The 25,567-nt window shown below is 32.1% G+C and carries 22 protein-coding genes; 14 read left to right on the top strand and 8 right to left on the bottom strand.

The genetic code is table 11. The annotated features are described in order from the left end of the window. Positions 1-172: 172 nt before the first annotated feature. The 7 genes from ACUUYC_RS13825 to ACUUYC_RS13855 all read left to right on the top strand — a co-directional run bounded on the left by ACUUYC_RS13825 (position 173) and on the right by ACUUYC_RS13855 (position 5,708). Positions 173-1,015 carry a GNAT family N-acetyltransferase gene (locus tag ACUUYC_RS13825; RefSeq protein ID WP_474266591.1) on the top strand — a complete coding sequence of 281 codons (843 nt, stop codon included), beginning with the start codon at positions 173-175 and terminating at the stop codon, positions 1,013-1,015. Further along, positions 1,012-2,115 carry a DegT/DnrJ/EryC1/StrS family aminotransferase gene (locus ACUUYC_RS13830; RefSeq protein WP_474266593.1) on the top strand — a complete coding sequence of 368 codons (1,104 nt, stop codon included), beginning with the start codon at positions 1,012-1,014 and terminating at the stop codon, positions 2,113-2,115. The genes ACUUYC_RS13825 and ACUUYC_RS13830 overlap by 4 nt, the downstream gene beginning before the upstream one ends. A 5-nt stretch (positions 2,116-2,120) precedes the next feature. Continuing rightward, a complete protein-coding gene (locus ACUUYC_RS13835; protein ID WP_474266595.1) occupies positions 2,121-3,419 on the top strand; it encodes an O-antigen translocase in 1,299 nt (432 codons plus the stop codon). Between the two features lie 109 nt (positions 3,420-3,528). Then, the gene (locus ACUUYC_RS13840; RefSeq protein WP_474266597.1) at positions 3,529-4,092 is read left to right on the top strand and encodes an acyltransferase; all 564 of its coding nucleotides are present in this window, start codon (positions 3,529-3,531) and stop codon (positions 4,090-4,092) included. A gap of 41 nt (positions 4,093-4,133) precedes the next feature. Continuing rightward, entirely contained in the window at positions 4,134-4,682 is a 549-nt protein-coding gene (locus tag ACUUYC_RS13845) for a CIA30 family protein (RefSeq protein WP_474266599.1), read from the top strand. Next, positions 4,682-5,137, top strand: a complete 456-nt coding sequence (locus ACUUYC_RS13850) for a tRNA (cytidine(34)-2'-O)-methyltransferase (RefSeq protein ID WP_474266601.1) — start codon at positions 4,682-4,684, stop codon at positions 5,135-5,137. The genes ACUUYC_RS13845 and ACUUYC_RS13850 overlap by 1 nt, the downstream gene beginning before the upstream one ends. A 100-nt stretch (positions 5,138-5,237) precedes the next feature. Continuing rightward, positions 5,238-5,708 carry a hypothetical protein gene (locus ACUUYC_RS13855; protein WP_474266603.1) on the top strand — a complete coding sequence of 157 codons (471 nt, stop codon included), beginning with the start codon at positions 5,238-5,240 and terminating at the stop codon, positions 5,706-5,708. Between the two features lie 169 nt (positions 5,709-5,877). Here ACUUYC_RS13855 and ACUUYC_RS13860 read toward each other — a convergent pair whose 3' ends face one another. After that, on the bottom strand, positions 5,878-7,023 hold the full coding sequence (locus tag ACUUYC_RS13860) for a glycosyltransferase (protein WP_474266605.1): 1,146 nt from the start codon (positions 7,021-7,023) through the stop codon (positions 5,878-5,880). 289 nt (positions 7,024-7,312) lie between these two features. Between ACUUYC_RS13860 and ACUUYC_RS13865 the strand changes: the two genes are divergently transcribed. Together ACUUYC_RS13865 and ACUUYC_RS13870 are read left to right on the top strand one after the other, a co-directional pair. Beyond that, positions 7,313-8,401: a glycosyltransferase gene (locus tag ACUUYC_RS13865; protein WP_474266607.1), complete on the top strand. Its 1,089-nt coding sequence runs from the start codon at positions 7,313-7,315 to the stop codon at positions 8,399-8,401. Further along, positions 8,385-8,783 carry a sugar 3,4-ketoisomerase gene (locus ACUUYC_RS13870; protein WP_474266609.1) on the top strand — a complete coding sequence of 133 codons (399 nt, stop codon included), beginning with the start codon at positions 8,385-8,387 and terminating at the stop codon, positions 8,781-8,783. Before ACUUYC_RS13865 ends, ACUUYC_RS13870 begins: the two co-directional genes overlap by 17 nt. Here ACUUYC_RS13870 and ACUUYC_RS13875 read toward each other — a convergent pair. From ACUUYC_RS13875 to ACUUYC_RS13890, 4 genes are read right to left on the bottom strand one after another with little or no spacing between them, the layout of a single operon-like run. Beyond that, positions 8,769-9,707: a glycosyltransferase family 2 protein gene (locus tag ACUUYC_RS13875; protein WP_474266611.1), complete on the bottom strand. Its 939-nt coding sequence runs from the start codon at positions 9,705-9,707 to the stop codon at positions 8,769-8,771. The genes ACUUYC_RS13870 and ACUUYC_RS13875 overlap by 15 nt on opposite strands. Continuing rightward, a complete protein-coding gene (locus ACUUYC_RS13880; protein WP_474266613.1) occupies positions 9,704-10,597 on the bottom strand; it encodes a glycosyltransferase family 2 protein in 894 nt (297 codons plus the stop codon). The genes ACUUYC_RS13875 and ACUUYC_RS13880 overlap by 4 nt, the downstream gene beginning before the upstream one ends. Beyond that, positions 10,597-11,334: a class I SAM-dependent methyltransferase gene (locus ACUUYC_RS13885; protein ID WP_474266615.1), complete on the bottom strand. Its 738-nt coding sequence runs from the start codon at positions 11,332-11,334 to the stop codon at positions 10,597-10,599. The genes ACUUYC_RS13880 and ACUUYC_RS13885 overlap by 1 nt, the downstream gene beginning before the upstream one ends. Beyond that, positions 11,327-12,007, bottom strand: a complete 681-nt coding sequence (locus tag ACUUYC_RS13890) for a cell division ATP-binding protein FtsE (RefSeq protein ID WP_474266617.1) — start codon at positions 12,005-12,007, stop codon at positions 11,327-11,329. The genes ACUUYC_RS13885 and ACUUYC_RS13890 overlap by 8 nt, the downstream gene beginning before the upstream one ends. A gap of 525 nt (positions 12,008-12,532) precedes the next feature. On the opposite strand from ACUUYC_RS13890, the gene ACUUYC_RS13895 reads away from it, so the two are divergent. The 3 genes from ACUUYC_RS13895 to ACUUYC_RS13905 all read left to right on the top strand — a co-directional run bounded on the left by ACUUYC_RS13895 (position 12,533) and on the right by ACUUYC_RS13905 (position 19,220). Beyond that, the gene (locus tag ACUUYC_RS13895; protein ID WP_474266619.1) at positions 12,533-15,571 is read left to right on the top strand and encodes a tetratricopeptide repeat protein; all 3,039 of its coding nucleotides are present in this window, start codon (positions 12,533-12,535) and stop codon (positions 15,569-15,571) included. Between the two features lie 52 nt (positions 15,572-15,623). After that, positions 15,624-17,369, top strand: a complete 1,746-nt coding sequence (locus ACUUYC_RS13900) for a TonB-dependent receptor (RefSeq protein ID WP_474266621.1) — start codon at positions 15,624-15,626, stop codon at positions 17,367-17,369. Between the two features lie 225 nt (positions 17,370-17,594). Beyond that, positions 17,595-19,220, top strand: a complete 1,626-nt coding sequence (locus tag ACUUYC_RS13905) for an amidohydrolase (protein ID WP_474266623.1) — start codon at positions 17,595-17,597, stop codon at positions 19,218-19,220. 313 nt (positions 19,221-19,533) lie between these two features. Here ACUUYC_RS13905 and ACUUYC_RS13910 read toward each other — a convergent pair whose 3' ends face one another. Continuing rightward, the gene (locus ACUUYC_RS13910; protein WP_474266625.1) at positions 19,534-20,073 is read right to left on the bottom strand and encodes a DUF2911 domain-containing protein; all 540 of its coding nucleotides are present in this window, start codon (positions 20,071-20,073) and stop codon (positions 19,534-19,536) included. A 196-nt stretch (positions 20,074-20,269) separates the two neighbouring features. Here ACUUYC_RS13910 and ACUUYC_RS13915 point away from each other — a divergent pair, with 196 nt between their 5' ends. Together ACUUYC_RS13915 and asnB are read left to right on the top strand one after the other, a co-directional pair. Next, positions 20,270-20,434 carry a hypothetical protein gene (locus tag ACUUYC_RS13915; protein WP_474266627.1) on the top strand — a complete coding sequence of 55 codons (165 nt, stop codon included), beginning with the start codon at positions 20,270-20,272 and terminating at the stop codon, positions 20,432-20,434. A 216-nt stretch (positions 20,435-20,650) separates the two neighbouring features. Further along, positions 20,651-22,315, top strand: coding sequence for an asparagine synthase B (asnB, locus tag ACUUYC_RS13920; RefSeq protein WP_474266629.1), 1,665 nt, complete (start codon positions 20,651-20,653; stop codon positions 22,313-22,315). 72 nt (positions 22,316-22,387) lie between these two features. Here the strand turns inward: asnB and ACUUYC_RS13925 are convergent, their stop codons facing one another. Together ACUUYC_RS13925 and ACUUYC_RS13930 are read right to left on the bottom strand one after the other, a co-directional pair. After that, positions 22,388-24,346, bottom strand: coding sequence for a S8 family peptidase (locus ACUUYC_RS13925; RefSeq protein WP_474266631.1), 1,959 nt, complete (start codon positions 24,344-24,346; stop codon positions 22,388-22,390). Positions 24,347-24,370: 24 nt separating this feature from the next. Further along, the gene (locus ACUUYC_RS13930) at positions 24,371-25,432 is read right to left on the bottom strand and encodes a hypothetical protein (RefSeq protein WP_474266633.1); all 1,062 of its coding nucleotides are present in this window, start codon (positions 25,430-25,432) and stop codon (positions 24,371-24,373) included. Positions 25,433-25,567 lie beyond the last annotated feature (135 nt).

Below are 25,567 nucleotides of genomic sequence, written 5' to 3' on the forward strand. Positions count from 1 at the left end.
GCAATTTTCCTATCATACTTCTACAAAACTCCCATTAAAATTAGTAAATTCACTATTTCTAAACGAAACCTAAATTTATACAGTAACCAAATATACAAGTGAACACAAAACGCTTTGGGATACCTTTGTCTCAACAGCAAAAAACAGTTCGTTTCTCTTCTATCGTGATTTTATGGAATATCATAAAGACCGATTTGAAGACCATTCGCTGTTGCTTTTTAAGAAAGAAAAACTAATTGGTTTGTTTCCTGCCAATCTTCGTGAAAATGTACTTCATTCGCATCAAGGATTAACGTTTGGTAGTTTGATTGTTCCAAAAAATATAAATGCACACGAAGTATTTCAATTACTAGAATTGGTGGTTGAATATGCTAAAAGTGAAGGTTTTAAAGAAATATATGTAAAAACGATTCCACAGATATACTATGAAAAAGCTGCGGACGAATTATTATATTTTCTAACAATCAAAGGAAAACTACAATCAAGAAATTTAGTTTTGGCAATTGATTACGGTCAAGAATTTAAAATTCATAAGACCAAGCGTAAACATTACGAAAAGAATTATAGTTTAGGTTTTGAAATCGAAGAAAACGGAAGTCTTTCAGAATTTTGGAATGAAGTTTTAGCGCCAAAACTTGATGAAAAATACAGCGCAAAACCTGTACATTCGTTAGCCGAAATTACCAAACTGCAAACGTTATTTCCATCAAAAATTATACAATACAACATAAAACTTGATGGTGAAACCCTAGCGGGAATTACTATTTTTAAGCATAACAATGTTGTAAAATCACAATATGGAGCCAATACAGAAAATGGAGCTTCGTTGCGTGCGTTGGAATATCTTTTCATTCATCTCATAGAAAAATTCAAAAACGAAGGCATGCGCTATTTCAGTATGGGAACGGTTGATGCAGACAATGAACAAGGTTTCAATACAGGATTGCTTAAACAAAAAGAAGAACTCGGTTGCATTTGTCATACGCAAGATATCTTTAAAATTTCGCTCACATGATCAAGTTTTTAGACTTACATACACTCAATGCACGATTTGAAACTGAATTTCAACAAGAATTCAAGAAGTTCTTAGATTCAGGATATTATGTATTGGGAACAAATGTAAAAGGCTTTGAAAAGTCATATGCAGACTACTGTGCAACGAAACATTGTGTTGGAGTTAGTAATGGTTTAGATGCGTTAATCTTGATTTTTGAAGCATATAAAATCTTAGGAAAACTACAAGAAGGAGACGAAGTAATCGTTCCTGCAAATACATATATTGCAAGCATTTTAGGAATCACAAAAGCTGGATTGAAACCTGTATTGGTTGAGCCCGATTTGGAGACATTTAATCTTGATTCAACAAAAATTGAAGCAGCAATTACACCAAAAACCAAAGCAATATTAGTCGTTCATTTATATGGACAATTGGTGGAAATGACGGAAGTTCATAAAATCGCAAAACAGCACAATCTATTAGTCATGGAAGACGCGGCACAAGCACATGGCGCGAAAAACAGAAATGATAAAAAAGCAGGAAATCTAAGTGATGCAGCTGGTTTTAGTTTCTATCCAACAAAAAACTTAGGAGCGTTAGGTGAAGCTGGCGCAGTAACAACAAATGACGAACAATTAGCAGAAGTTATTACGAAATTGCGCAACTATGGGAGTTCATCAAAATATGTAAATCAATACAAAGGTGTTAACAATCGATTGGATGAAATTCAGGCAGCTTTTTTAAATGTAAAATTGCCACATTTGGATGCTGATAATGAAATCAGAAGACAAATTGCAAAACGGTATTTGAGTGAAATTAAGAATCCGTTGATCATCTTGCCAAACTATCAAAATGATGAGTCACATGTATTTCATCAATTTGTGATTAGAACAGAAAATAGAGCGAAATTACAAGCGTATTTAACGGAAAACGAAATAGGAACATTAATCCATTACGAAACACCGCCACACAAACAAGAAGCGTATAAAGAATGGAAAGATTTGAGCTTTCCGATTACAGAAAGGATTCATGCAGAATGTTTGAGTTTACCAATCAATCCAATTTTAGAAACGGATGAAATTGATACAATTATTGCTGTTTTAAACCAATTTTCCTAAACCATTTGAACAAACTTAAAAAGCATATTGCAAACAATTTACTACTGAAAGTTACTTCTTTCAATAGTATTGCGATACTAATTAATGTGCTTGTTGGTGTGTTGACTTCAAAGGCGTTAGCCGAATTTGTGGGAACAAAAGGAATGGCTTCCGTAGGAAATCTACGCGATTTCCTAAAAACAGTTTATGCGCTTGCAACGTTTGGAATTAGTGCAGGAATCATAAAATATACTGCTGAACATAAAAATGATAAAACAGAACTTCAAAAAGTATTATCAACAGCGTTGTGTATTATTTTGGTTGCAACTTTTGTTGTTTCAATCGCATTGTTTTTTGGTGCAAACTATTGGAATGAACTTATTTTTAGAGGAAAAGAGTTTAGTTATATCTTTAAAATTCTAGCATTTGTATTGCCATTATACGCGTTAAATGTATTGTGTTTAGGAATTATCAATGGTTTTGAAAAGTATAAAAAATACATCACACTCAACATTGTTGGATACTTAGTCAACCTTGCGTTTACAGTATATTTAGTCTGGAAACATCAATTGGATGGTGCATTAATATCATTAAGTATTGTACCTTCAGTATTGTTGATATTTAGTTTAATATTAGTATACAGGGAGCGAATTTCGTTACCGACGTTTACTACTAAAGCACTTTCAAAAAACTATGTAAAAAAATACATGTCATACACACTTATGGCAGCTGTTTCGGCATTTATCTTTCCAATGATTTATGTGTTTGTTCGAAATCACATTATTGAAACTATTGGCGAAGATGAAGCTGGTTATTGGGAAGCAATGCAACGAATTTCGAATCAATATCTAATCTTTGTAACATCTTTATTAACGTTATATGTATTGCCTAAACTTTCTGAAAACAAGACGGTTAAAGGTTTTAGGGCGATTATTTTTGATTTTTACAAAACGATTTTACCAATATTTGCAATTGGACTTGTCATAATTTATTTTTTTAGAATTTGGGTGATTCAGTTCATCTATAATGAAGACTTTTTACCAACAGAAAGCTTATTCTTTTGGCAATTATTAGGTGACTTTTTCAAAGTAATTTCATTAGTAATTGCATATCAATTATTTGCGAAAAAGATGCTTGGATACTATCTTTTTGTGGAAATTACCTCGTTGGTATTATTCTATTCGTTAAGCATATATTTTACCAATCAAATTGGAATAGAAGGCGTTGTAATGGCACATTGTGCGCGAAGTTTTATAGCATTAGTATTACTAATAATCATCTTTAGGAAGTTGTTATTTAGTAAAGTTCCTGAAAATGAATCATAAGATGTTTGCAAGAAATTTAGATACACATGGAAACATTTTAAATATTGATTATCGAGTAAAATTAACGCAGAAAAAGGGTAGCTAAACGAAAAAGTGTATTTTTGAAACTATGAAGCAATTCCTAAAACATATCATATTACGCTGGAAAGTTAGAAGGTATAAATTTCTAAGTTCCATAGCCAATACGATAGGAAAACCAATATATGTACAACCATTGCTATTAGAAGGTGATGGAACCATACATTTTGGAAACAATACAAGTTTTGGAATTTACAGATCTCCTTACTTATTAAGTGGTTATGGTTATATAGAAGCACGTGGAAAGCAAGCAGAAATTCACTTTGGTGAAAATGTTGCCATCAATAATTCATGTGTAATTACGGCTGAAAAAAAAATCACGATATCCAAAAATACGGTTATCGGTTATAATTTTCATGTTAGTGATAGTTCATTTCATAACTTAGCAATAGACAAGCGTCATGAAACTGACCCTAATCCGGAAGAAGTTTTTATTAATGAAAATGTGTTTATTGGAAACAATGTTACCATTCTAAAAGGTGTAACTTTGGGTAAAAATGTAGTTGTGGGAAGCGCTGCTGTTGTAACCAAAAGCTTTCCAGATAATGTTGTCATTGCTGGTGTTCCTGCAAAAGTAGTTAGCGAAATTCAATAACAAACATCACAAAATCTTTGTATCTTTAACTAAAAAAAGTAATGAAAAGAATTTTATTTCTATTCTTATTAATCTTCACACAAATAGTCTTTGCTCAAAAAAAGAAAATCGATTTTGGCGAAAACAAAGATGGAGGACGTTGGGAAATTATAAATGACGGTGTTATGGGCGGGTTATCCAAAGGAGAAACATTCATGTTAGATGATTGTGTATCTTTTACAGGAACAGTTTCATTGCGTAACAATGGAGGATTTTCATCTTATAAAAGTCCATTTTATCAAAGAGATTTATCTGGCTACGAAAAAATAATTGTCAAATACCGTTCAAAAGGATATACAATGGCAATGACGTTAGAAATGGACAAACGTTGGTTTTTACCCTATTATAAACGTGATTTACCCAATACAGATTGGAAATGGGTTAAAGAAGAAATTTCATTCTCAGAATTTATCAAATATAGTGTTGGAAGAAAAAAAGCAGGAAAGCCAACAAAAAAAGAACTGGAAAGTATTCTTCGTTTAGGATTTGTGACGAATGAAAAAAAAGCAAGCGATTTTAAAATAGAAATTGATTACATAGCATTTAAATAATGGCATACAATATAGTACTTATAGAACCTGAAATCCCAACAAATACAGGGAACATAGGTAGACTCAGTTTGGCTTCAGGTTCTAACTTACACTTAGTGAAACCTTTCGGATTTGAAATTACAGATGCACGGCTCAAACGTGCAGGATTGGATTATTGGCAACATTTATCCGTTCATATTTATGAAAATATAGAAGAATTCTACGAGAAGAATTCAACTAAAAAAATGGTTTATTTATCCAGTCATGGAACAAAAACCTATGATGAAATTCCATATGAAGATGATTTATTTTTAGTTTTTGGAAAAGAATCGGTTGGTTTACCCGAAGAAGTCACAACTAAATATCCAGATCAATTATACACGATTCCAATGTTTAGTGAGCATATTAGAAGCTTAAATTTGGCAAATGCAGTAAGTATTGTTGTGTTTGAAGGAATTAGAAGGTTGAAAGCTTAAAAAATATCAATATGGTGTATTAATAAGTATAATGAAGATTAGAATCTTTACAAAAAAATATAAAAAAGCATTCTTTATATTCTAGCTAAAAAGTATTACTATGCTCAACAATAAAATAACAATGCTTTTCATGGTAATAATAGTTCTTTCTATGTTTGCCTGTAGAAATAACTCTAATTCTGAAGCTCAAGAAACATGTAGTTTTGATATTTATTTTATTCAAAAAGGTACAACAACACCTATTGCAATGGGATGTATCAATGAATTAAAAAATAATGCTAAAAAAAGTGACATTTTTTTTAAAACGATCAATGCCCAAGATTTTATAGATCAATTTTGTAGGTTAACTCGGAAATTAACAAAATCTAAAGAGGAAAATTATCCTAACATTAGAATTACTGTATATGCAAAATATTCTTATAAGAAAGTAGATACGATTTGTTTTGGAGAAAATAATGGAATTCTATTGAATGGTCAGATAATGAATGACTCTAGTGAATTATTACATTTAATAAAAACTAACATTAGTTATGAAACAACCTTTAGAGCCTTAAGTGAAATCTTACAATAGAATTCTAGAGAATTCATTTTGAGAAACTTACTTTAACGTTAGTTGAATTTTCAAATCTTTAATCGTTTAGATTAATATTTGTTGATTTCAGATTCTTGAACCTTAAACCTTGAATAGAAAATAGATCAAAGAGTATAGATTTTAATCTTTGAATTATTGAATCTTTCAATTAAACTCCAGACCACGTATCAATATAACGTTGGGCAATTTTTACATAATGATGTTCTTTTTCAATAAATGCTCTTGCTCGTTTTCCTAGCGCAATAATTTCCTCTTTATGTGTAATTAGGTATTTCAGTTCAGCTATAATCTGTTCTTTATCAGGTGTAGCATTAACAGCTACTTTTTTATCTAACTTATAGAATGATTCAAATTCTTTCTCGGCTCCAGTAAACACAACTTTTCCTCTTGCCATAGATTCCAAAGCATTATATCCTTGGTCATAACCATATACTTGATCCATAATGATATGCGAATCTTTATTGACTTGAATGTATTCTTTATATGGAAGACTATACGTAGTTTTAACAACAATGTCTTCAGGGGATAATTGTTGTACTTCTTCTAAAGCTTCTTGAATAATTTTATTTCCTTTTTTTATGGCACTTGCAGTATTTATACCATGAAAAATATGAATCTTATCATCAATTACAAGTGGTTGAAAATCTAAAATATCAATGTTTATAGGATTTGAAATAAGACCTAAGTATTTTTTATCTCCGATCAAAGGAATGTGGTAATCCATATCAGAAGCAATAATGCCATCACACAGATTATACACAAAATCATAATGTTTTTTATATGTCTTAGTAACATAGCGTAGAGGAGCACTAAACGTTTCTTTTAAAGACTTGTCTTGTAGATAAGGAGTTAGCACATGGTATTTAAAAGCGGGCTTATCTAACATATAGGAAATGCAATGATAATCGTCTCCGCAAGCAGATAAAAATAACTTAGCATTATTTTTTTTCAATTTAGAAATGAAATATTTTTCTAATGGTAAATGTGTTTTTATGGCATTCGAATTTATCAGTTGCACCACATCAAAACCTTTATACTTTTTTGAGTGCCACAGATACCGAATAGCCGTTTCTGTATATGCTAAATCTAGGCGTGTACAACGAAAAATAACTTGTCTGAAAAAATTCAGAATTTTATTATGTTTAAAAAGAGTAGCATCCGTATTAATGTCAACAGGAAAGCGTTTGAAATAATCTCCTGTGCCAACGAGTAAAACTTCATGCCCTAAGGCTTCCAATCCTTCTTTTAAAGAATTATGAAACCGGCTATATTCCCCAATTAATAAAATTCGCATATACTGTTTTTCTAAAAAGAAAGAGACCTGTGAAAAGTACTTTTTTTATAAGCTAGTACAATGAAAGGTGACTTGTCTTTTTCTATTGGCTAAAAATACTAGAAATTTGCACATTTCTCATTTCTTTTGGATGAATTGCAGTTATCACTTTTAAAAAGTACACATCTGAACTAATTTTTCCCTATTTTCGATTAAAAATTAATAAAACTAAGATAAACTCAGTTAGTAGTATAACTTATATATACGCCTGATTACACTTTGTGAACATATTTAATTAATTTAAGCCCGCATGAAAAAAATATGTATAATTTCTACATCCTTAGGCAAAGGCGGAGCTGAGCGTTTTAGTGCATTGCTATCTGAAATGTTAACAGACTTAGGATATGAAGTTCATATTTTAATCATTAACAATGATATTGATTATGAATATTCAGGAACTTTATTCTGTTTAAAACAGGAAGTAAAGAATGAACATTCTCAATATGAAAAGATAAAAACAGCACGATCTTACTTTAAAAAACACGGTTTTGATGTGATTATTGATAATCGTACCAAAATTCAATTTTTAAAAGAATTCATTTATCATCATCACATATTTAGAGCAAAAAAAATTATATCAGTAATTCATAGCTATCATTTAGAACATTATTTTCCAAAACCTCAATTTTTACTAAAATTAATATACAATAAGATAGATCAATTTGTAGCAGTAAGTAAAGAGATTCAGAGCGAAGTTTTTAAAAAGTATACATTCAAAAACTGCGCACAAATATACAATCCAATTCCTTCTGATATTATTGGTAAAAGTATAGATGAAAGCCTATTAGTGAACGATGATAATTATATAATCTATTATGGTAGAATAGATGAAAAAGTTAAAAATTTAACCTTACTTTTGAATGCTTATAAAGCCTCTGATTTATCTAAAAAAGGTATAAAACTCTATATTGTTGGAGATGGGAAAGATGTTTCTTTGTTGAGAGAAAATATAAATGCTTTACAGCTTGAACCGTATGTAAAACATATCAAGCATCTCCAAAATCCGTTTCCTTATGTTCGCAAAGCATTTTTTAGTGTGCTAACAAGCAGACATGAAGGATTTCCAATGGTATTAGTAGAAGCTTTAGCTTGTGGAATTCCAGTAGTTTCAGTAGATTGCAAGTCAGGACCAAAAGAAATAATACAACACAGACACAATGGGTTGTTGGTTGAAAATCATAATATAGAAGCTTTAGCAAAAGCTTTTAACGTATTTTTAGAAGATAGAGCATTGCATGTACAATGCAAAAAAAACGCAAAATCATCGGTTCAGCACTTAACACTTGATAATGTAGCTTTACATTGGAAAGAATTAATAGAAAATGATGCAAAATATTAAAATCATAGAATTACCTAAAATTTCCGACCCAAGAGGAAATTTATCTGTTATAGAAAATGAAACAATTCCTTTCTCAATAAAGCGCGTATACTATTTATATGATGTTCCTAGCGGAGCGCATAGAGGAGGACATGCACACAAAGAGCAATTAGAATTGTTGATAGCAGTTAGTGGAAGTTTTGATGTAGTTTTAGATGATGGGAAAAATAAACAACGAATCACGCTAAATAAGCCTAATGTGGGACTTTTGATTCCTACGATGATTTGGCGAGAACTGGAAAACTTTTCATCAGGATCGGTATGTTTGGTAGTTGCCTCTGGAGTATTTTTAGAGGAAGATTATATTAGAGATTACAATGAATTTCAATCACTTAAAAGTTGAAATATAAATTTGTCTTTTAGATAGAAAAAGCTGCGTTTTTTTCATTAAAACCAATAAATTTTTTGGTAGATATAACAAAAGCTTTTGCTTCATATTTAGATTCTTAAAATCAATTTCTTTCTTTAATTTTTGATACAAATCCAATTTGTTGATAAGTATACATTGCATTGCAAGTGCATATCTATTAGCGTCCAAACAACACTTTAAAGAAGCGTTGTCCTTTTCCATCTCAGTATAAGATGATACAACCACATATCTACCTTGAAGATGATTTCCTTTAGATAAACTTGAATTGTCAAACTGATTATAACACATGGTAGTTGTTGGATTGAAAATAACTTCATGATGCAATCCGAATCGAATCCATAAATCAGAATCTTGTCCAGATTTAATATGTTTGCGATAACCGCCCAAAGCTAAAAAATCGTCCTTCCGAAAAGCAGCAGAAGAGGAGGAAGCAACAAATCCAAAAATACTGGCTATAAAAAAGTCAGGAATGGGAATAATTTCTGTGTCAAATGAAAAATTAAATTGACTTTTTTTAATATGAGTGCCATCAACATTTATATTAAAATTAGTACAATACAATCCAGCTTCTGGAAACTTATCTATGCAATCTTTTAAAGCTTCTAAATGATTAGATTCCCAGTAATCATCAGCGTCAAGTAATGCTATAAAATGCCCTGTAGCTTTTTCTATACCGTAATTTCGGGCAGTTGAAGCACCTGAGTTTTCTTGTGTAAAAACTTTAATTCTGTTATCATCAAAACTTTTTACTGTGGCCAAACTGTTATCTGTTGAACCATCATTTATAATAATAATTTCAAAATCAGTAATTGATTGTTGTAATACACAATTTAGTGTTTTACTAATGAATTTTTCTTTATTAAATAATGGAATAACTACAGAGAAAAAAGGCTTCATGCACGTAAGTTTATAGTGCAAAAATAGCTTAAACGAAACAAATTAAAAATGTGTAGAGAAGGATTGTTAGAAGTAAGCTGCCATTTAAAGAAAGGATAACCAATTTTATGTATAAGTGCAAGTACATAATTGAGTTTATATTTTTTGAGCACATTGTATGTACTCAAAAAAGTAATAAATGATAAATCAATAAGTTGTTCTTTATAAATATAATTTAGATTTTTTAACGACTGATGTGTTTTATGAAAAAAGATTTCATTTAAATCTACATCACCATGTAAAACAGGATTTTCAATGTGTTGAATCTTGATATCTAACTTACTTGCATTAAAAGCAAAAATGGTGTCTTCATGCCCATATTGTGTAATAGCTTTTTCAAAACCTATTGCATCAAAGGAAGTTTTGGTCATTAAAGTATTATTGCATAAAATACTCTTGTATGGTTTTTTTTTGCGATCTTCAGCAGAAGCATCTTCTCTGTAAATCCCATATTTCCAGCGTAATAGTCGCTCTTTGGTAACTTTTTCAGGATGAGTTCTTCCTCCATAAATAATAGCCGAATCCTCAGAAATAGCGTCTAAATAGCGTTGTATATACAAATCATCCAATATCAAAGAATCGCCATCAATAAAAAGAATATACTTATACTGGGCTTTGTCAGAAAGTAAGTTTCGAATATTACTCCTTCCAATATTTTCTTTCAAAACAATATAACTTGCATCAGAAAGCGAATTGATAACTTCGTTTTTTTGAATACTATCAAAATCCGTAGAACAGTCGTCCAAACAAATAATTTCAAAAGGAATTTTAGCAAAAAGTAATTGTGCATGCACTTCTTCAACCAAAGAAGAAATATCGTAATTATAGGTAGGGATAAGGATCGACAGCATTACTTAGTTGCAATTAAAATAGTTTCGGGGGAAATAAATCCGTAATATACATCATGTTCAGTTGGTTCAAAAGTAAGTTTTTTTACGTTAAAACCAACGTCGGTTAACCGTTTCTTTAGTCCGTCTACCGAATAAATCCGAATATGATCTTCTTGTCCAAAATGTTTTAAACGATCTTCAGGACTTGTAATCGTATCATCTTCATAAATAGTACCTTCCTTAAAAGGTGTCTGAATAAAAATGGTTCCGTTTGGTTTGGTAACTCGATACAATTCTTGCATCGCTTTCGTATCTTCTTGTATATGCTCTAAAACATGATAACATATAATCGTATCAAAAGAGGCATCTTTTTGTTCAATATTGGTAATGTCAAAGTGATAATCGGCAATAAACTCGTCTTCGTAATCAGAAGTAATATATGAAATATCTGCTCGTTTTTTTAATTTTCTATAAATATTTCTAGATGGGGAAAAATGCAATATACTTCCTTGTAATGAATGCTTAGAGTGTAAGGTGTCCCAAAGACGACGATTCCTAGCTATACTTCCACAAAATGGGCATAGGGAATCATTATTTTTTAGTTTGATAAATGATTTTAGCTTCTTAGAACAAACTGTGCATTGATGTGATGTGCCCAAATAAAAAATACCGTGAAAAAACCTAAAAAAAGGTTCGTTTTGAAAGATAAAACGATTTGGAATTATCTTTTTGAGTGTGTTTTTGAGGGAATTATACATTCTTTTGAACTACTTCGAAGACTTTACCTCCGTCGCATTTAAGAGTTTTAGAAGGATATTTTAGAATCATTGCATAATCGTGTGTAGCCATTAAAATGGTACGCCCGTTTTTATTGATTTCTTGTAATACTTGCATAACTTCCATACTGGTTTGTGGATCTAAATTTCCAGTAGGTTCATCAGCTATAATTAGTTCGGGATCGTTTAAAAGTGCGCGGGCAATTGCAATACGTTGTTGTTCTCCACCAGAAAGTTGATGCGGATATTTGAAGTTTTTTGTTTTCATACCAACCTTATCCAAAACTTCATCAATCTTTGCTTCCATTTTGTCTTTATCTTTCCAACCAGTGGCTTTTAAAACAAACAATAAATTTGCGGCAACAGTTCTGTCATTCAGTAATTGAAAATCTTGAAAAACAATACCAAGTTTTCTACGTAAAAAAGGAATCTCTTTTTCTTTTAAGGTGTTTAAATCAAAATCAACAATACTTCCTTCGCCTTCTGTCAAAGGTAAGTCGCCATACAATGTTTTAATAAAACTACTTTTCCCCGAACCTGTTTTCCCAATTAAATATACGAAATCACCTTTATTAATAACAAGGTTGATATCGGATAGAATAAGATTTTCTCTTTGGAAAATAGAAACGCCTCTAAGGTTGAGAATTTGCTCCATGTATGTTGAATGATTTTAAATAGAATACACAAAGTAAACAATTAAAGTCCAATCCTAAAAAATTAAATGAAAAAAGATTCATTCATCTTGTACCTCTGTCTAAAGAAATAATGAAGAAGCAAGCGGAAGTGCTACGCGAAGCGTAACGCATGTAGCTTAGCGATTGAATGATGCGTAGCAATTTCCTGCGGACAGAATTGATTTTTTGTTTCTTTTGTATCAAGACAAAAGACAGAAATAAAACATGTGGCAATCTGCTTTTTAGCAAAAAACATTTCACTTTCGTTTGTAGTAACGTCATATTGAATTCATACGTCTGATAACCTAATTCAGTCCAAAAATATAATAATCTAGCTTAAAATATAATTAACCTAAAAAACACACGTTATCTCATTAGAGAATTGTGTTTTTCTTAACAGAAAAGCTGCCTTATAAAGTTAGCGAAACAGATATATTTACGTTAAGTTTGTATGGAATAAAAATACAATCGCAATTCATTGCAAAACTCATAAAACAACAAGATTCATGAGCAAAAAAAATCTTCAACTTATTCTATGTTTCGTGTTCGTATGTTTTCAACTATCATACGCGCAAAAAACCAAAGTGTATACACACGATTTAAAGGATTACAACGAAGCATTACATTTGTATAATAGTAAGCAATACCAAGCTTCTCAAGCGCTTTTTGACCGTGTAAAAGGTGAAATTAGTGATTATGAAACGAAAGCCAATTGTGCATATTACATTGCTAATTGTGCGGTGCGACTAAACCAATTAGGCGCAGATAATATGATGGAAGATTTTGTAACAAGATATCCAACAAGCACCAAACGAAATTCTGCATATATAGATGTAGCAAATTACTATTTTGAAAATGGTAAATATTCACGTGCCTTAAAATGGTATGACAAATCGGGTGAAAATAATTTAACGAATTCACAACGTGAAGAATACAATTTCAAAAAAGGATACGCGTATTTCACATCAAAAAAATATGATCAGGCTAAAACATATTTTCAGAAATTATTAGATTCTCAAAAATACGGTTCACAAGCAAAATACTATACAGGATATATTGCGTATCAAGAAGATAAATACGAAGAAGCAAACGAATATTTTGAAGGTGTTTCGGAAGAAGATGAATTCAATGAAAAGCTTTCGTATTTCAAAGCTGATATGAATTTCAAACTTGGAAACTTTCAAAAAGCAATTGATTTATCTAAAAAAGAATTGCCAAATGCAGATAGAAAAGAAATATCCGAACTCAATAAAATTATTGGAGAAAGTTATTTTAACCTTAAAAAATATGATGAAGCAATTCCGTATTTAAAAGCATACAAAGGGAAAAAGAGAAGATGGAATAATACAGATTTCTATCAATTAGGATATGCATATTACAAACAAAAGGATTATGAAAATGCTATAAAGCAATTCAATAAAATTGTAAGCGGAAGTAATTTTGTAGCGCAAAACGCTTATTATCACTTAGGTGAATGTTATTTAAATACAGACAAAAAACAACAAGCGTTGAATGCCTTCCGTAATGCTTCACAAATGGATTTTGATGTAAAAATTCAAGAAGATGCAGGATTAAATTATGCACGTTTGAGTTATGAAATAGGAAACCCATACGAAAGTGTTCCTTCTGTATTAACATCATACCTGAAAAAATATCCTGAAACTGAACACCAAGCAGAATTGGAAGAGTTACTGGTAAGTTCATACATTACTTCTAAAGATTACGAAGCAGCGTTAGATTTACTTGAAGCGAGTAAGAAATACAGTGATAAAGCAACGTATCAAAAAGTAGCATTCTACAGAGCTATTGAATTATTTAACGATGGAAAATATCAAGATGCATTATCGTATTTTGAAAAATCACTCAAAGAAAATGAAGCTCCTGAATATACAGCAAGAGCTACCTTTTGGAAAGCAGAAACAAACTATTTATTAGATAATTATGATATTGCTTTGGAAGGTTTTAAATCATTTGTAACTGCAAATATTACGGATACTGAAGAAGCAGAAACTATTGATTACAACTTAGCATATACATACTTTAAGCAAAAAGACTATACGAACGCGATAACAAATTTTGAAAAGTTTATCACAAATAATGCAGATGATAAAGGTCGTGTAAATGATAGTTACTTACGTTTAGGTGATAGTCATTTTGTAACAAGTAAATATGCAGACGCAATCAAAGCATACGACAAAGCAATTGCAATGAAAGGTGTAGATGAAGATTATGCATACTTTCAAAAAGCAATTAGTTACGGTTTCACAGGAAAAACGAATACGAAAATTAGTGAGTTAGATAAATTCACAAAAAAATATAAAAAATCTTCATTACGTGATGATGCTTTATTCGAATTAGGAAACACGTACATCAATGAAGAAAATATAGAAGATGGTTTAAATACGTATGAAAAAATGGTGGTTGACTATCCAAAAAGTTCATATGTACCAAAAGCAATCTTAAAACAAGGTTTAATCAATTATAATGGTGGAAAAAACCAAGTTGCATTAACAAAATTTAGAGCAGTTGTAGCAAAATTTCCAAATACGGAAGAAGCGATTCAAGCAGTTGCAACAGCAAAATTAATTTATATAGAATTAGGGCAAGTAGAAGTATATGCAAACTGGGTTAAAAACTTAGACTTTGTAGATGTTACGGATGCCGAATTGGACAATGCAACGTATGAAGCAGCTGAAAAACAATTCGTGCAAAACAATACGGATAAAGCAATTAAAGGATTTGAAAAGTACACAGAACAATTTCCAAACGGATTGCATGCTACAAAAGCAAATTTCTACTTAGCACAATCATACTTTAGTAAAGGAGAAACGCAAAAAACAATTCCATACTATGAATTTGTATTGCAAACAGAACGTAACGAGTATACAGAACAAGCGTTAGCACGTTTAGCACAAGTATTCTTAGAAACGGACAGTTACACAAAAGCAATTCCAGTATTGAAGCGTTTAGAAGAGAGTGCTGATTTTCCACAGAATATCACATTTGCACAATCAAACTTAATGAAAGCGAACTACGAACTTAAGAGTTATGCACAAGCGGTAAGTTATGCTGAAAAAGTATTGGCAAATGAAAAAGTAGATGATCGTATTAAAAGTGATGCACATGTAATCATTGCGCGTTCGGCAATTGCTACGGACGATGAAGACAAAGCAAAATTAGCATATATAGAAGTACAAAAAATTGCCAAAGGAAAACTGGCGGCTGAAGCATTATACTATGATGCGTATTTCAAAAACAAAGAAAATGATCATGAAGGTTCTAATACGGCAGTTCAAAAATTAGTAAAAGACTATTCAAGTTACAAGCAATTTGGAGCAAAAGGATTAATTCTAATGGCAAAAAACTTTTATGCTTTAGAAGATGCATTCCAAGCAACATACATTTTAGAAAGTGTTATCAAAAACTTTACAGATTACACAGACGAAGTTGCAGAAGCAGAAACGGAATTAGCCAAAATCAAAAAGGCAGAAGCAAAACGTAACTCATCAGTAACGCCAGCGGAAGAAGAAAAAGATGGAAACTAATCCTAAAGACGACATTTTGAAATCAAACATAAACATACAAAGCAAGCAATCTATGCGAAACCAAATATTAAAATCAGGTTTTATTCTAGCGATATTCTTTATGGCTAATTTGGCGAATGCTCAGAAAAAAGGTGAAGAAAAAGAGAAGGAAAAGGAGGAAACGATTGGAACGGAAGTTGTAAACGTAGTTCGATCATATACACCTACTATTTCGGATGCTTTCAAGATTAAACAAACACCTTCGTTAAACGATAAAGAAACCAACAAGAAAAAGGAGATAAAATATTCTATCTTTTCATTTCCAGTTGCGTCTACATTTACACCTGCAAAAGGAAAAGCAGAAGGCTTAAAGAAAGCAAAAAGAGAAAAACTATACAATACATATGTATCTCTAGGTTTAGGGAACTACAATACAGCAGCACTTGATTTTTACACAAGTAGAGCAATTAGTAGAGACGAAACGTTTGATATTTCTTTAAATCATCATTCTTCGCAAGGTGGAATTGAAAATGTGCAATTGGATGATAAATTTTTTGACACAAAACTCGATTTAGCATACATCAATCGTGGACGCGATTTATCTTGGAAAGGAAAACTAGGATATCAACATCAGGTTTATAATTGGTACGGTTTGCCACAAGAAATCTTAACGCCTGCCCAAATTGGAGCTATTAGTGAGCAGCAAACATATCATAATATATATGTTGGAGCTGATGTAAACATGGAAAATTCGTTTTTCAATGGAGGAAAGATATTATACAGAAGAATGTTTGACGCGTTTAGTTCTGGAGAAAATAGATTAATTGTACAACCAGAATTTGAAGTAGAGATTGCTGGTGAATTAATAAAAACAACTGTTGATTTAGACTATGTTGGTGGAACATTTAAAAACAACTTCCAGGAAACTGCAGGAATCGATTACAGTACACTAAAAGCTGGAATCTCTCCAAGTTTAGTGATTCTAAGAGACGATCTTACAGTAAATTTTGGAGCAGCAATTTATGTTGGTTTAGATACTGAAAATAGTGAAAGCGACATTTTTATCTACCCAAGAATTACAGCACAATACAAACTAAGCGGAGACAATGTAATCGCTTACGCGGGAATAGAAGGTGACTTAAAACAAAACTCTTACTACGATTTTGTACAAGAAAACAATTTTGTATCGCCAACATTGGCAATTGCGCCAACGGATCAGCAGTATAATGGATACTTAGGAATCAAAGGAAAGCTAACAGGAAACGTAAGTTATAATCTTAGAGCTTCTTACATTGCTGAAAGTGGAAAAGCTTTATTTCAAGCAAATCCATTTAGTCCTTCAGCAACTTCAGCTAACGGTTATACCTATGGAAACTCGTTCAATGTTGTATATGACGATGTAAATACAATTGCTGCATTTGGAGAAGTAAATGTTGATATTACAAGCAATTTTAAATTTGGAGCAAAACTTGAATACTTCAATTACAGTATGGATAAGCAAGCAGAAGCGTGGAACTTACCAGAACTTGAAGCTTCTATATTTGCAGATTATCAAATCACAGAAAACTGGTTTGCAGGAACAAATATCTTCTTCATAGGTGAGCGTAAAGATCAAATAACAATTTCATCAATGCCAACAATTGCTACATTAGATAGTTTTATTGATGTAAATGCACATCTTGGATATCGTTTTAATGATAGGCTAACGGCGTTTGTAAAAGCAAACAATATTGCTAATCAAGATTACCAACGTTGGGTAAATTTCCCAGTACAACAATTTCAAATCATGGCAGGAGCAACGTATAAGTTTGACTTCTAACACATAAAATAAATTATAATTTTGAAAAGCGTTCACTAACATTGAGCGCTTTTTTTGTGAATTATTGTTTCAAAAATAAAAAGGAATAGATCGCAACAGTAAAAAGTTGTATTTTTAAATCCTTCAAAGCGTCACTTCGAGTGATTTTCGGAATAAAATGAAGAAAATAGTATCGAGAAGTACTTAAAACGTTTTGGTTCTTAAACACTAAAAACTAGCCTTAAAATGCAAAAATTAACCATTTTCCTTGTACTATCATTACTATTTTTTTCCTGTTCGGAGAAAGAAAAAGTTGATATGATTGTCTTCAATGCAAAAGCCTACACAGTAGATTCAGAATTTTCACAAGCAGAAGCATTTGCGATAAAAGATGGGAAATTTGTTGCAATAGGAGACACAAAAGATATTTTTGACGATTACGAAGCTGCAAAAAGGGTAAATGTTGCCGGAAAGGCTGTATTTCCAGGGTTTATAGATGCACATTGTCATTTTTATGGTTTAGGGATGAACATGCAAAGTGTTGATTTAGTAGGAACGAAAAGTTACGAAGAAGTAATTGCGAAAGTAGTAGCATTTCAAAAAGAAAAAAATGCACCATTCATTACGGGAAGAGGTTGGGATCAAAACGATTGGGAAGTACAAGAATTTCCAACTAAAGATCGTTTGGACGAATTATTCCCAGATACACCAGTTGCTTTAACACGTGTAGATGGACATGCATATTTGGCGAATCAGAAAGCGTTGGACTTAGCAGGAATTAATCCAGAAACAAAAATAGCTGGAGGAGAAATTCAGCTAAAGAACGGAAAGCTTACAGGAATTTTGATTGATAATCCAATGGATTTAATAGATAAGATCATTCCAAAACCATCAAGAAAACAACAAATTCAAGCATTGCAAGATGCAGAAAATGCATGTTTTCAATATGGATTAACAACTGTAAACGATGCCGGATTGGATAAAAGTGTTATCAATCTCATTGATAGTTTGCAAAAAGCAGATGCATTAAGCATGCGTATTTATGCGATGATTAGTAATACACCTGAAAATGTAGAGCATTATATTGGTAAAGAACCGTACAAAACTGATTATCTAAATGTGCGTTCATTCAAAGTATATGGCGATGGCGCTTTAGGTTCACGCGGAGCATCTTTAAAAAAATCATATACAGACAAAGAAAATCACTTTGGTGCTATGGTTATAAGTCCAGAAGAACTATCAAAATTAGCAGATCGAATTGCAAAAACTGACTACCAAATGAACACACATGCTATTGGTGATTCGGCTAACTATCAAGTGCTAAAAAACTATGCGCGTGTATTACAAGGACAAACAGATCGTCGTTGGAAAATAGAACATGCACAAGTAATTGATGAAGCAGATTTTGTTCACTTTAAAAATAAAAACATCATTCCATCTGTGCAGCCAACACATGCTACTAGTGATATGTATTGGGCAGGCGATCGTTTAGGTGAAAAACGTTTAAGAGATGCGTATGCATATAAAAAACTATTAAATTTATCAGGACAAGTAGCTTTAGGGACTGACTTTCCGGTTGAATATGTAAGTACGTTTAAAACATTTTATGCGGCTGTAGCCAGAAAAGATTCTGACCATTATCCAAATGGTGGTTTTCAAAAAGAAAATGCATTATCTCGTGAAGAAACACTTAAAGGAATGACAATTTGGGCAGCATATAGCAACTTTGAAGAAGCTGAAAAAGGTAGCATTGAAGTTGGAAAATTTGCAGATTTTATCGTTTTAGATAAAAATATTATGGAAATTCCAGAAAACGACATTCTAAAAACAACAATTAAGGAGACATATTTAGCTGGTAAAAAAGTAAAATAGGTTATTAGATATTAGATCGTACTGATGTATTTTTAGAAAACAGAAACTTCAATTTAGATACTTAATACTAATTAGTAAATTGTCATTTCGAATGAGTTTGCACACAAATTTGTATTAAGAAATACTTAAAAGTAATGTTGTCATTCCGAACTTGATGCAGAATCCACTTTGAATAATATAGATTTCTACCTTTATTAGAAACAACAACTAACAAGTCTAAAAGTTCTAACAATCTATAAAAGAAAAAAACTCAGAAATCTTAACGACTTCTGAGTTCTTCAAATAACCAATAATAACAATAAATAAAGAATAATTAAAAACTAAACGGTACAGCAACGCTGATATTGTCCCATGCTAATATCATGTTGGTACCATCAGTTTCTTTTTTGAAAGCAATTGAAAAATATTCAACGCTATCAGTATTGTTAACAGGAACGTCTATGCGGGCAACATCTTTGTTCTTATCATAATAATAAGAGCCCCAAACGTCCGTGTCTGAATTTAAAATAATTGTCCAAGACTTTTTTCCAGGAATCGTAAATAATGTGTACGTTCCAGCCTTGACTTCTTGTTCGCCAAGTTTTACATCTTGAAAAAGTGTAATTTCTGTAGCTTCATTTGCGCCAGTTCTCCATACTTTACCATAAGGAACTAAATTTCCAAAAATAGATCTTCCTTTCTTTTGTGGTCTTCCGTATAAAACCTTAATAACAGGCGGCGCGTTTCTTTTTGATTTAAAATAACTAATATCATGAGGGCTTTTGTCGATGTCACTAAACTTTTGCGCAGAAACATCAGCACTACATAAGAATAATGTTATAAAAAATAAGGTAGCCAAAAAGCTCTTTTTCATGATGAATTATTTATGACATAAAACTACTAAAAGTTATTCTTAGAATAATGTTAAACTTTTGTAATAGATGTTAAAATTCTACATACAATAAAAAACCTACATGTAAATAAGTAAGGTGAAGCCGTATTTATTTCTTAAAAAATTACAGTAAGTTTAAAATAGAAGAAAACATATAAAAATCACAAAAACCAAAATCATGAAAAAACAACAATTAAAAAGTCAATTAAATTTTAAAAGAACATCAATAGTAAATCTTACAAACATCAACTTAGTCAAAGGCGGATTTGCAAAACCTACAGGAGATTCTTGTTTTGAAGTCTGTGATACAGATGTGCGCAATTGTACTTGGGGCGAAGAATAGTCTGTTTTTCTAGTAAAATGAATAAAAAGGAATATGATATCATGTTCCTTTTTTTTAGTCTGAAAGTATAATCGTCTTTTTTAAATAAAATAGTTTCAATTGCTGCCTAATAAGTATTTTTTAGTTTTAAATTATAAGTATAAATGAATTTTATGTTTTTAAATTGAAAGTTAAAAGGCATATTTGTAGTGTAATTATAACAAAAAAGAAAAGATTATGTGTGGAATTGTATGCGCCTTTGATCTAAAAGAGAAAACAGAAGTATTACGACCTCAACTTTTAGAGATGTCGAAAAAAATCCGTCATCGTGGGCCAGACTGGTCAGGAATATATAGTAATGATAAAGCAGTTTTAGCGCATGAGCGTTTGGCAATTGTAGATCCAGCTTCTGGAAAACAACCATTATTTAGTGAAGACAAACAATTAATATTAGCCGCAAATGGCGAAATATACAATCATAGAGAGTTAAGAAAACAATTTGATGGAAAATATACATTCCAAACACAATCAGATTGTGAAGTCATCTTAGCATTATACAAAGAAAAAGGAAGTACATTCTTAGACGAACTCAATGGAATCTTCGGATTTGCAATATATGACGTACAAGAAGATCGTTATTTAGTTGCAAGAGATCACATGGGAATCATTCCACTATACATGGGTTGGGATAAAAACGGAACATTCTATGTTGCTTCGGAATTAAAAGCCTTAGAAGGTGTTTGTAGTAAGATAGAAGTATTTCCTCCAGGTCACTATTTAGATAGTAAAGATGGTGAATTGAAAAAATGGTACCAACGTGATTGGATGGAATACGAAGCTGTAAAAGAAAACCAAACAAGTATTGACGAATTGCGTGAAGCGTTGGAAGCATCAATTCACAGACAATTAATGTCTGATGTTCCTTATGGAGTATTGCTTTCAGGTGGATTAGATTCTTCTATTACATCTGCTGTCGCGAAAAAATATGCGCAAAAACGAATTGAAACAGACGATCAAAGTGAAGCTTGGTGGCCACAATTACACTCGTTTTCTATTGGATTAGAAGGTTCTCCAGATTTGGCTGCAGCCCAAAAAGTCGCAGATCATATTGGAACAGTACATCATGAAGTAAAATTTACTATTCAAGAAGGTTTGGATGCAATAAAAGATGTTATCTATCACTTAGAAACCTATGATATTACCACAATTCGCGCTTCGACGCCAATGTATTTATTGGCAAGAGTTATCAAATCGATGGGAATAAAAATGGTGCTTTCTGGAGAAGGTGCAGATGAAATTTTCGGAGGATATTTATACTTCCACAAAGCGCCAAGCGCAGAAGAATTACACAAAGAAACCGTTCGTAAACTAGATAAGCTCTATCAATATGATTGTTTGCGTGCCAACAAATCGTTAGCAGCTTGGGGAATAGAAGGTCGTGTGCCTTTCCTTGACAAAGAATTTATGGATGTTGCAATGCGCATCAATCCTGAAGATAAAATGATTAACGGAGAACGTATGGAAAAGTGGGTATTGCGTAAAGCATTTGAATCGTACTTACCAGAAAGCGTAGCATGGAGACAAAAAGAACAATTTAGTGATGGCGTTGGTTACAGTTGGATTGATACTTTAAAGGAATTAGTAGAAAGCGAAGTGTCAGACGAACAATTGGCAAATGCTAAATTCCGTTTTCCACTACAAACACCAAGAGCAAAAGAAGAGTATTATTATAGAACTATTTTTGAAGAGCATTTTCCATCAGAAACTGCTTCATTAACGGTTCCATCAGTACCTTCTGTGGCGTGTAGTTCTGTAACAGCTTTAGAATGGGATGAATCATTCAAAAACATGAACGATCCTTCAGGTAGAGCAGTAGCTAGTGTTCACGACGAAGCGTATTAAAAATAAATATAGTTATAAAAAGCAAAGCGAATCTAGTAAATAGATTCGCTTTTTTTTATAATTAGTTAATGTTTATTCTTTTATGATTTTCTCTGTAAATGTTTGATTTTGGGTAATCACTTTTACAAAATACATTCCTTTTCTATTCTGTTGAATATTCACTGGTAAATTAGTATTAGGTTCAAAAGCTTTTTCTAACACTAAAATTCCTTTGAAGTCAAAAACTTGGAGTACACCTTTTTCTTTTTGATCAAAATAAAGTGTAAATGTTCCATTATTTGGATTTGGAGCAACATACATTTTATTTGCTGTGGTTTCTTCTTCAAAAATAGGCGTATTTGAATCTTCAAAAATAACAGTTGTTGCAGGCGCTTGTCTACTAACAAAGTTGTTGGTACAACCTTCAATATACGCTCTAAAGACAGAACCATTTAACGCATCAAAATCGGATGTTAATAATACTTCATCTCCAGCATGATAAATAGCTGTTGCTCCATTACTTATTGTATTTGAAGCAGTAATGCTGTTAGAAGCTTCTTGTGTATCAGTTCCCGAAGGAACATTTGCAGTGATGTTAAGAACAGCTGGACATGGTGATATTAGTAATGCCGCGGCACAAACATCAATTAATCCATGACCATAATCATTATCTTCTCCAGCAGTTCCCAAGTCAATGGAAGATAAAATTAAAGCATCTTTAATCTGATCTACAGTAGCATTTGGATTTACTTCTCTCAATAAAGCTACAGCACCAGCAACATGAGGAGTTGCCATGGAAGTTCCGTTAAAGTTTGCATATCCACCGCCTGGTATAGATGATCTTACAGCAGAACCTCTAGCTACGACTTCTGGTTTTATAGACATTGTACCTGTAGCACACGTTGATGGACCTCTACTACTATAACCTGCTATATTACTTCCAGTTGCATCTAATGCACCTACCGAAAAAGCATTGTTAAATGTAGTGGCTCTATCTGCAGGAGTTCGTAATGTACTACTTCCAAATCCACCTTCATTTCCAGCAGCAAATAATACAACTACTGTTGCAGCTTCCAAATTATCTATTGCTGACCAAAATGTGGTATCACACGCACTTGGAACGTGTCCATAAATTGGACTTAATCCCCAAGAGTTAGAACTTACATCAGGAACATCGCTTACCGTAAATGGATTACCATCTGGATCTGCTGTCCATTGAAGCGCTAATAATGCGTTTGTCACTGTACCACTTATTCCGCCAATATCAATGACACCTGCAGAAATCCACTTTGCATCATAAGCAACCCCGATAATATCTCCTGGAGTACTTCCTAAAATAGTTCCCATCGTATGTGTTCCATGCGATCCTGAATCTACAGGAAAACTAGGCGAAAGACCATTAGGGTCAAACCAAGATTCTGCAGCAGTAATACCAGGAACAGTTCCTAACCACTTGCTTGACAATGCTGGATGACTCGCATCAACTCCAGTGTCTAAGTGTGAAACTATTCTGCCATTTCCAGTATAGCCTTGAGCCCATAAACAGTCTGCATTAATTAAGGTAATTCCGTCTTCTACACCATTGATGGAAGTTGATAAACCTCTAGTTTGTTCTACAGGAATTATAGACGTAATGATGTAATCTAAGTATATAAATGATACATCTTTGTGTTTACTTATTTCAAAAACAGTTTTAGATTTTACTTTTACAATGACAGCATTTACAATCCATAACGGTTTATACGCTTCTACATTACCTCGTCTTTGATGCATGGATAAATAACTTAACAAATCACTTTGTGTAACCTTTGCTTTGTCCTGTAAAGTTGTGACAACTTGCATATGAATTTCCTGTCTTGAAAGTTTTTCTTGACTTCTTTTCAGTTCAACAATGTCAGCTTGATCTTTCAGCATGACAATAACAGAAACAAATTCTTCCGATTGTTTAGCTTTGAGTTCTTCTAATAAATTTTCATCAATATTTTCTTGAGCTATACCTGAATAGAAAACAAAAGAGAGAAAACTTAGTATAAAAATATTTAAGTTTTTCATAATGTTAATTTTTAAGTAAAGCATTTATTGCTTATTGATTTTTTTGTCAAATTTTTGTTCTAAAGCATTTAATTGTTTTTGTAGATTAATGATATACAAGGTAAGTTCTTCTATTTTCTCTTGTTGAATACGAGCTATGTCACCCAATTCTATTCCTTCATTTTCTACCTGAGTTGCAGAAGGAACATTTGGTAAGTGTCCGTTTTCCTTTATAAAAGTTTCAACTTCATTAATTGGAGTAAGGTGATAGTCTTTAGCAAATACATAATCTGCCCAACCAGTTCTTACACGTACTTCTTCTGTTAAAATACCTCCTTTTACATATAAACCATACGCACTTGTATTTGCTCCACCGACACTATTTGGTAGTTGATTTGTATTAATTCCTACTTTATTGCTGGCAAAGTCACCATAAATAAGAGGTGTAGGAGTAGTAGTATTATCAATATATAACTTATTGTTTCCGAGCTCATTATATCCTGCAGCATAGCCTATAAATACATTGCTGTCTCCAGTAATATTATTATATCCTGAATATGCTCCTAAAAGAGTATTTGCTACTCCTTGATTTTTGTGTCCAGAAGAACTACCTAAAAAAGAGTTTAGTTTCCCTGGTGATTGATTTCCAGAGATTCCTTTTCCTGAATCTGATCCGACGAAAGTATTGTAACTTCCAACATTATAGGTTCCTGTAGAATAGCCTATAAATGTATTGTCTTCTGTATTAGTACTGTACACTCCACTAGATGAGCCAAAGAAAGAGTTTCTATTGCTACTACCAGCTTTTGCACCACTTGCTACTCCAAAGTAACAATTAAGATCACCTGTCACATTATAAAGCCCTGAATTGTTTCCATAGAAAGAATTGCTTCTTCCTGTTGTTGTACTTCTACCACTATCTTGTCCATAAAAACTATTATTTATAGTTGCGGTTGTAGCTGAACCTCCTGTGTTGACACCTACATAGGTAGATCCATTTCCGAGAGTTCCAGAACCTGTTCCAAAATTTGTTGTTTGTGCACTTAGCCCGAAAGCTGTAAGCAGCATTATTCCGAATAATGATGCTTTAAAAATACTTTTTTTCATGTTTGGTTTGTTTATTGGTTATAATTACTTAAAGATATAGATAAAACCTTCGTTATTTGTAAGGTAAAGACGTATGAATAAAAGGTATTTAACTTATTGTCAATTGATTATGATTTTGTAACTTATTAAGTTTTT

Source organism: Kordia sp. E (assembly GCF_056033805.1).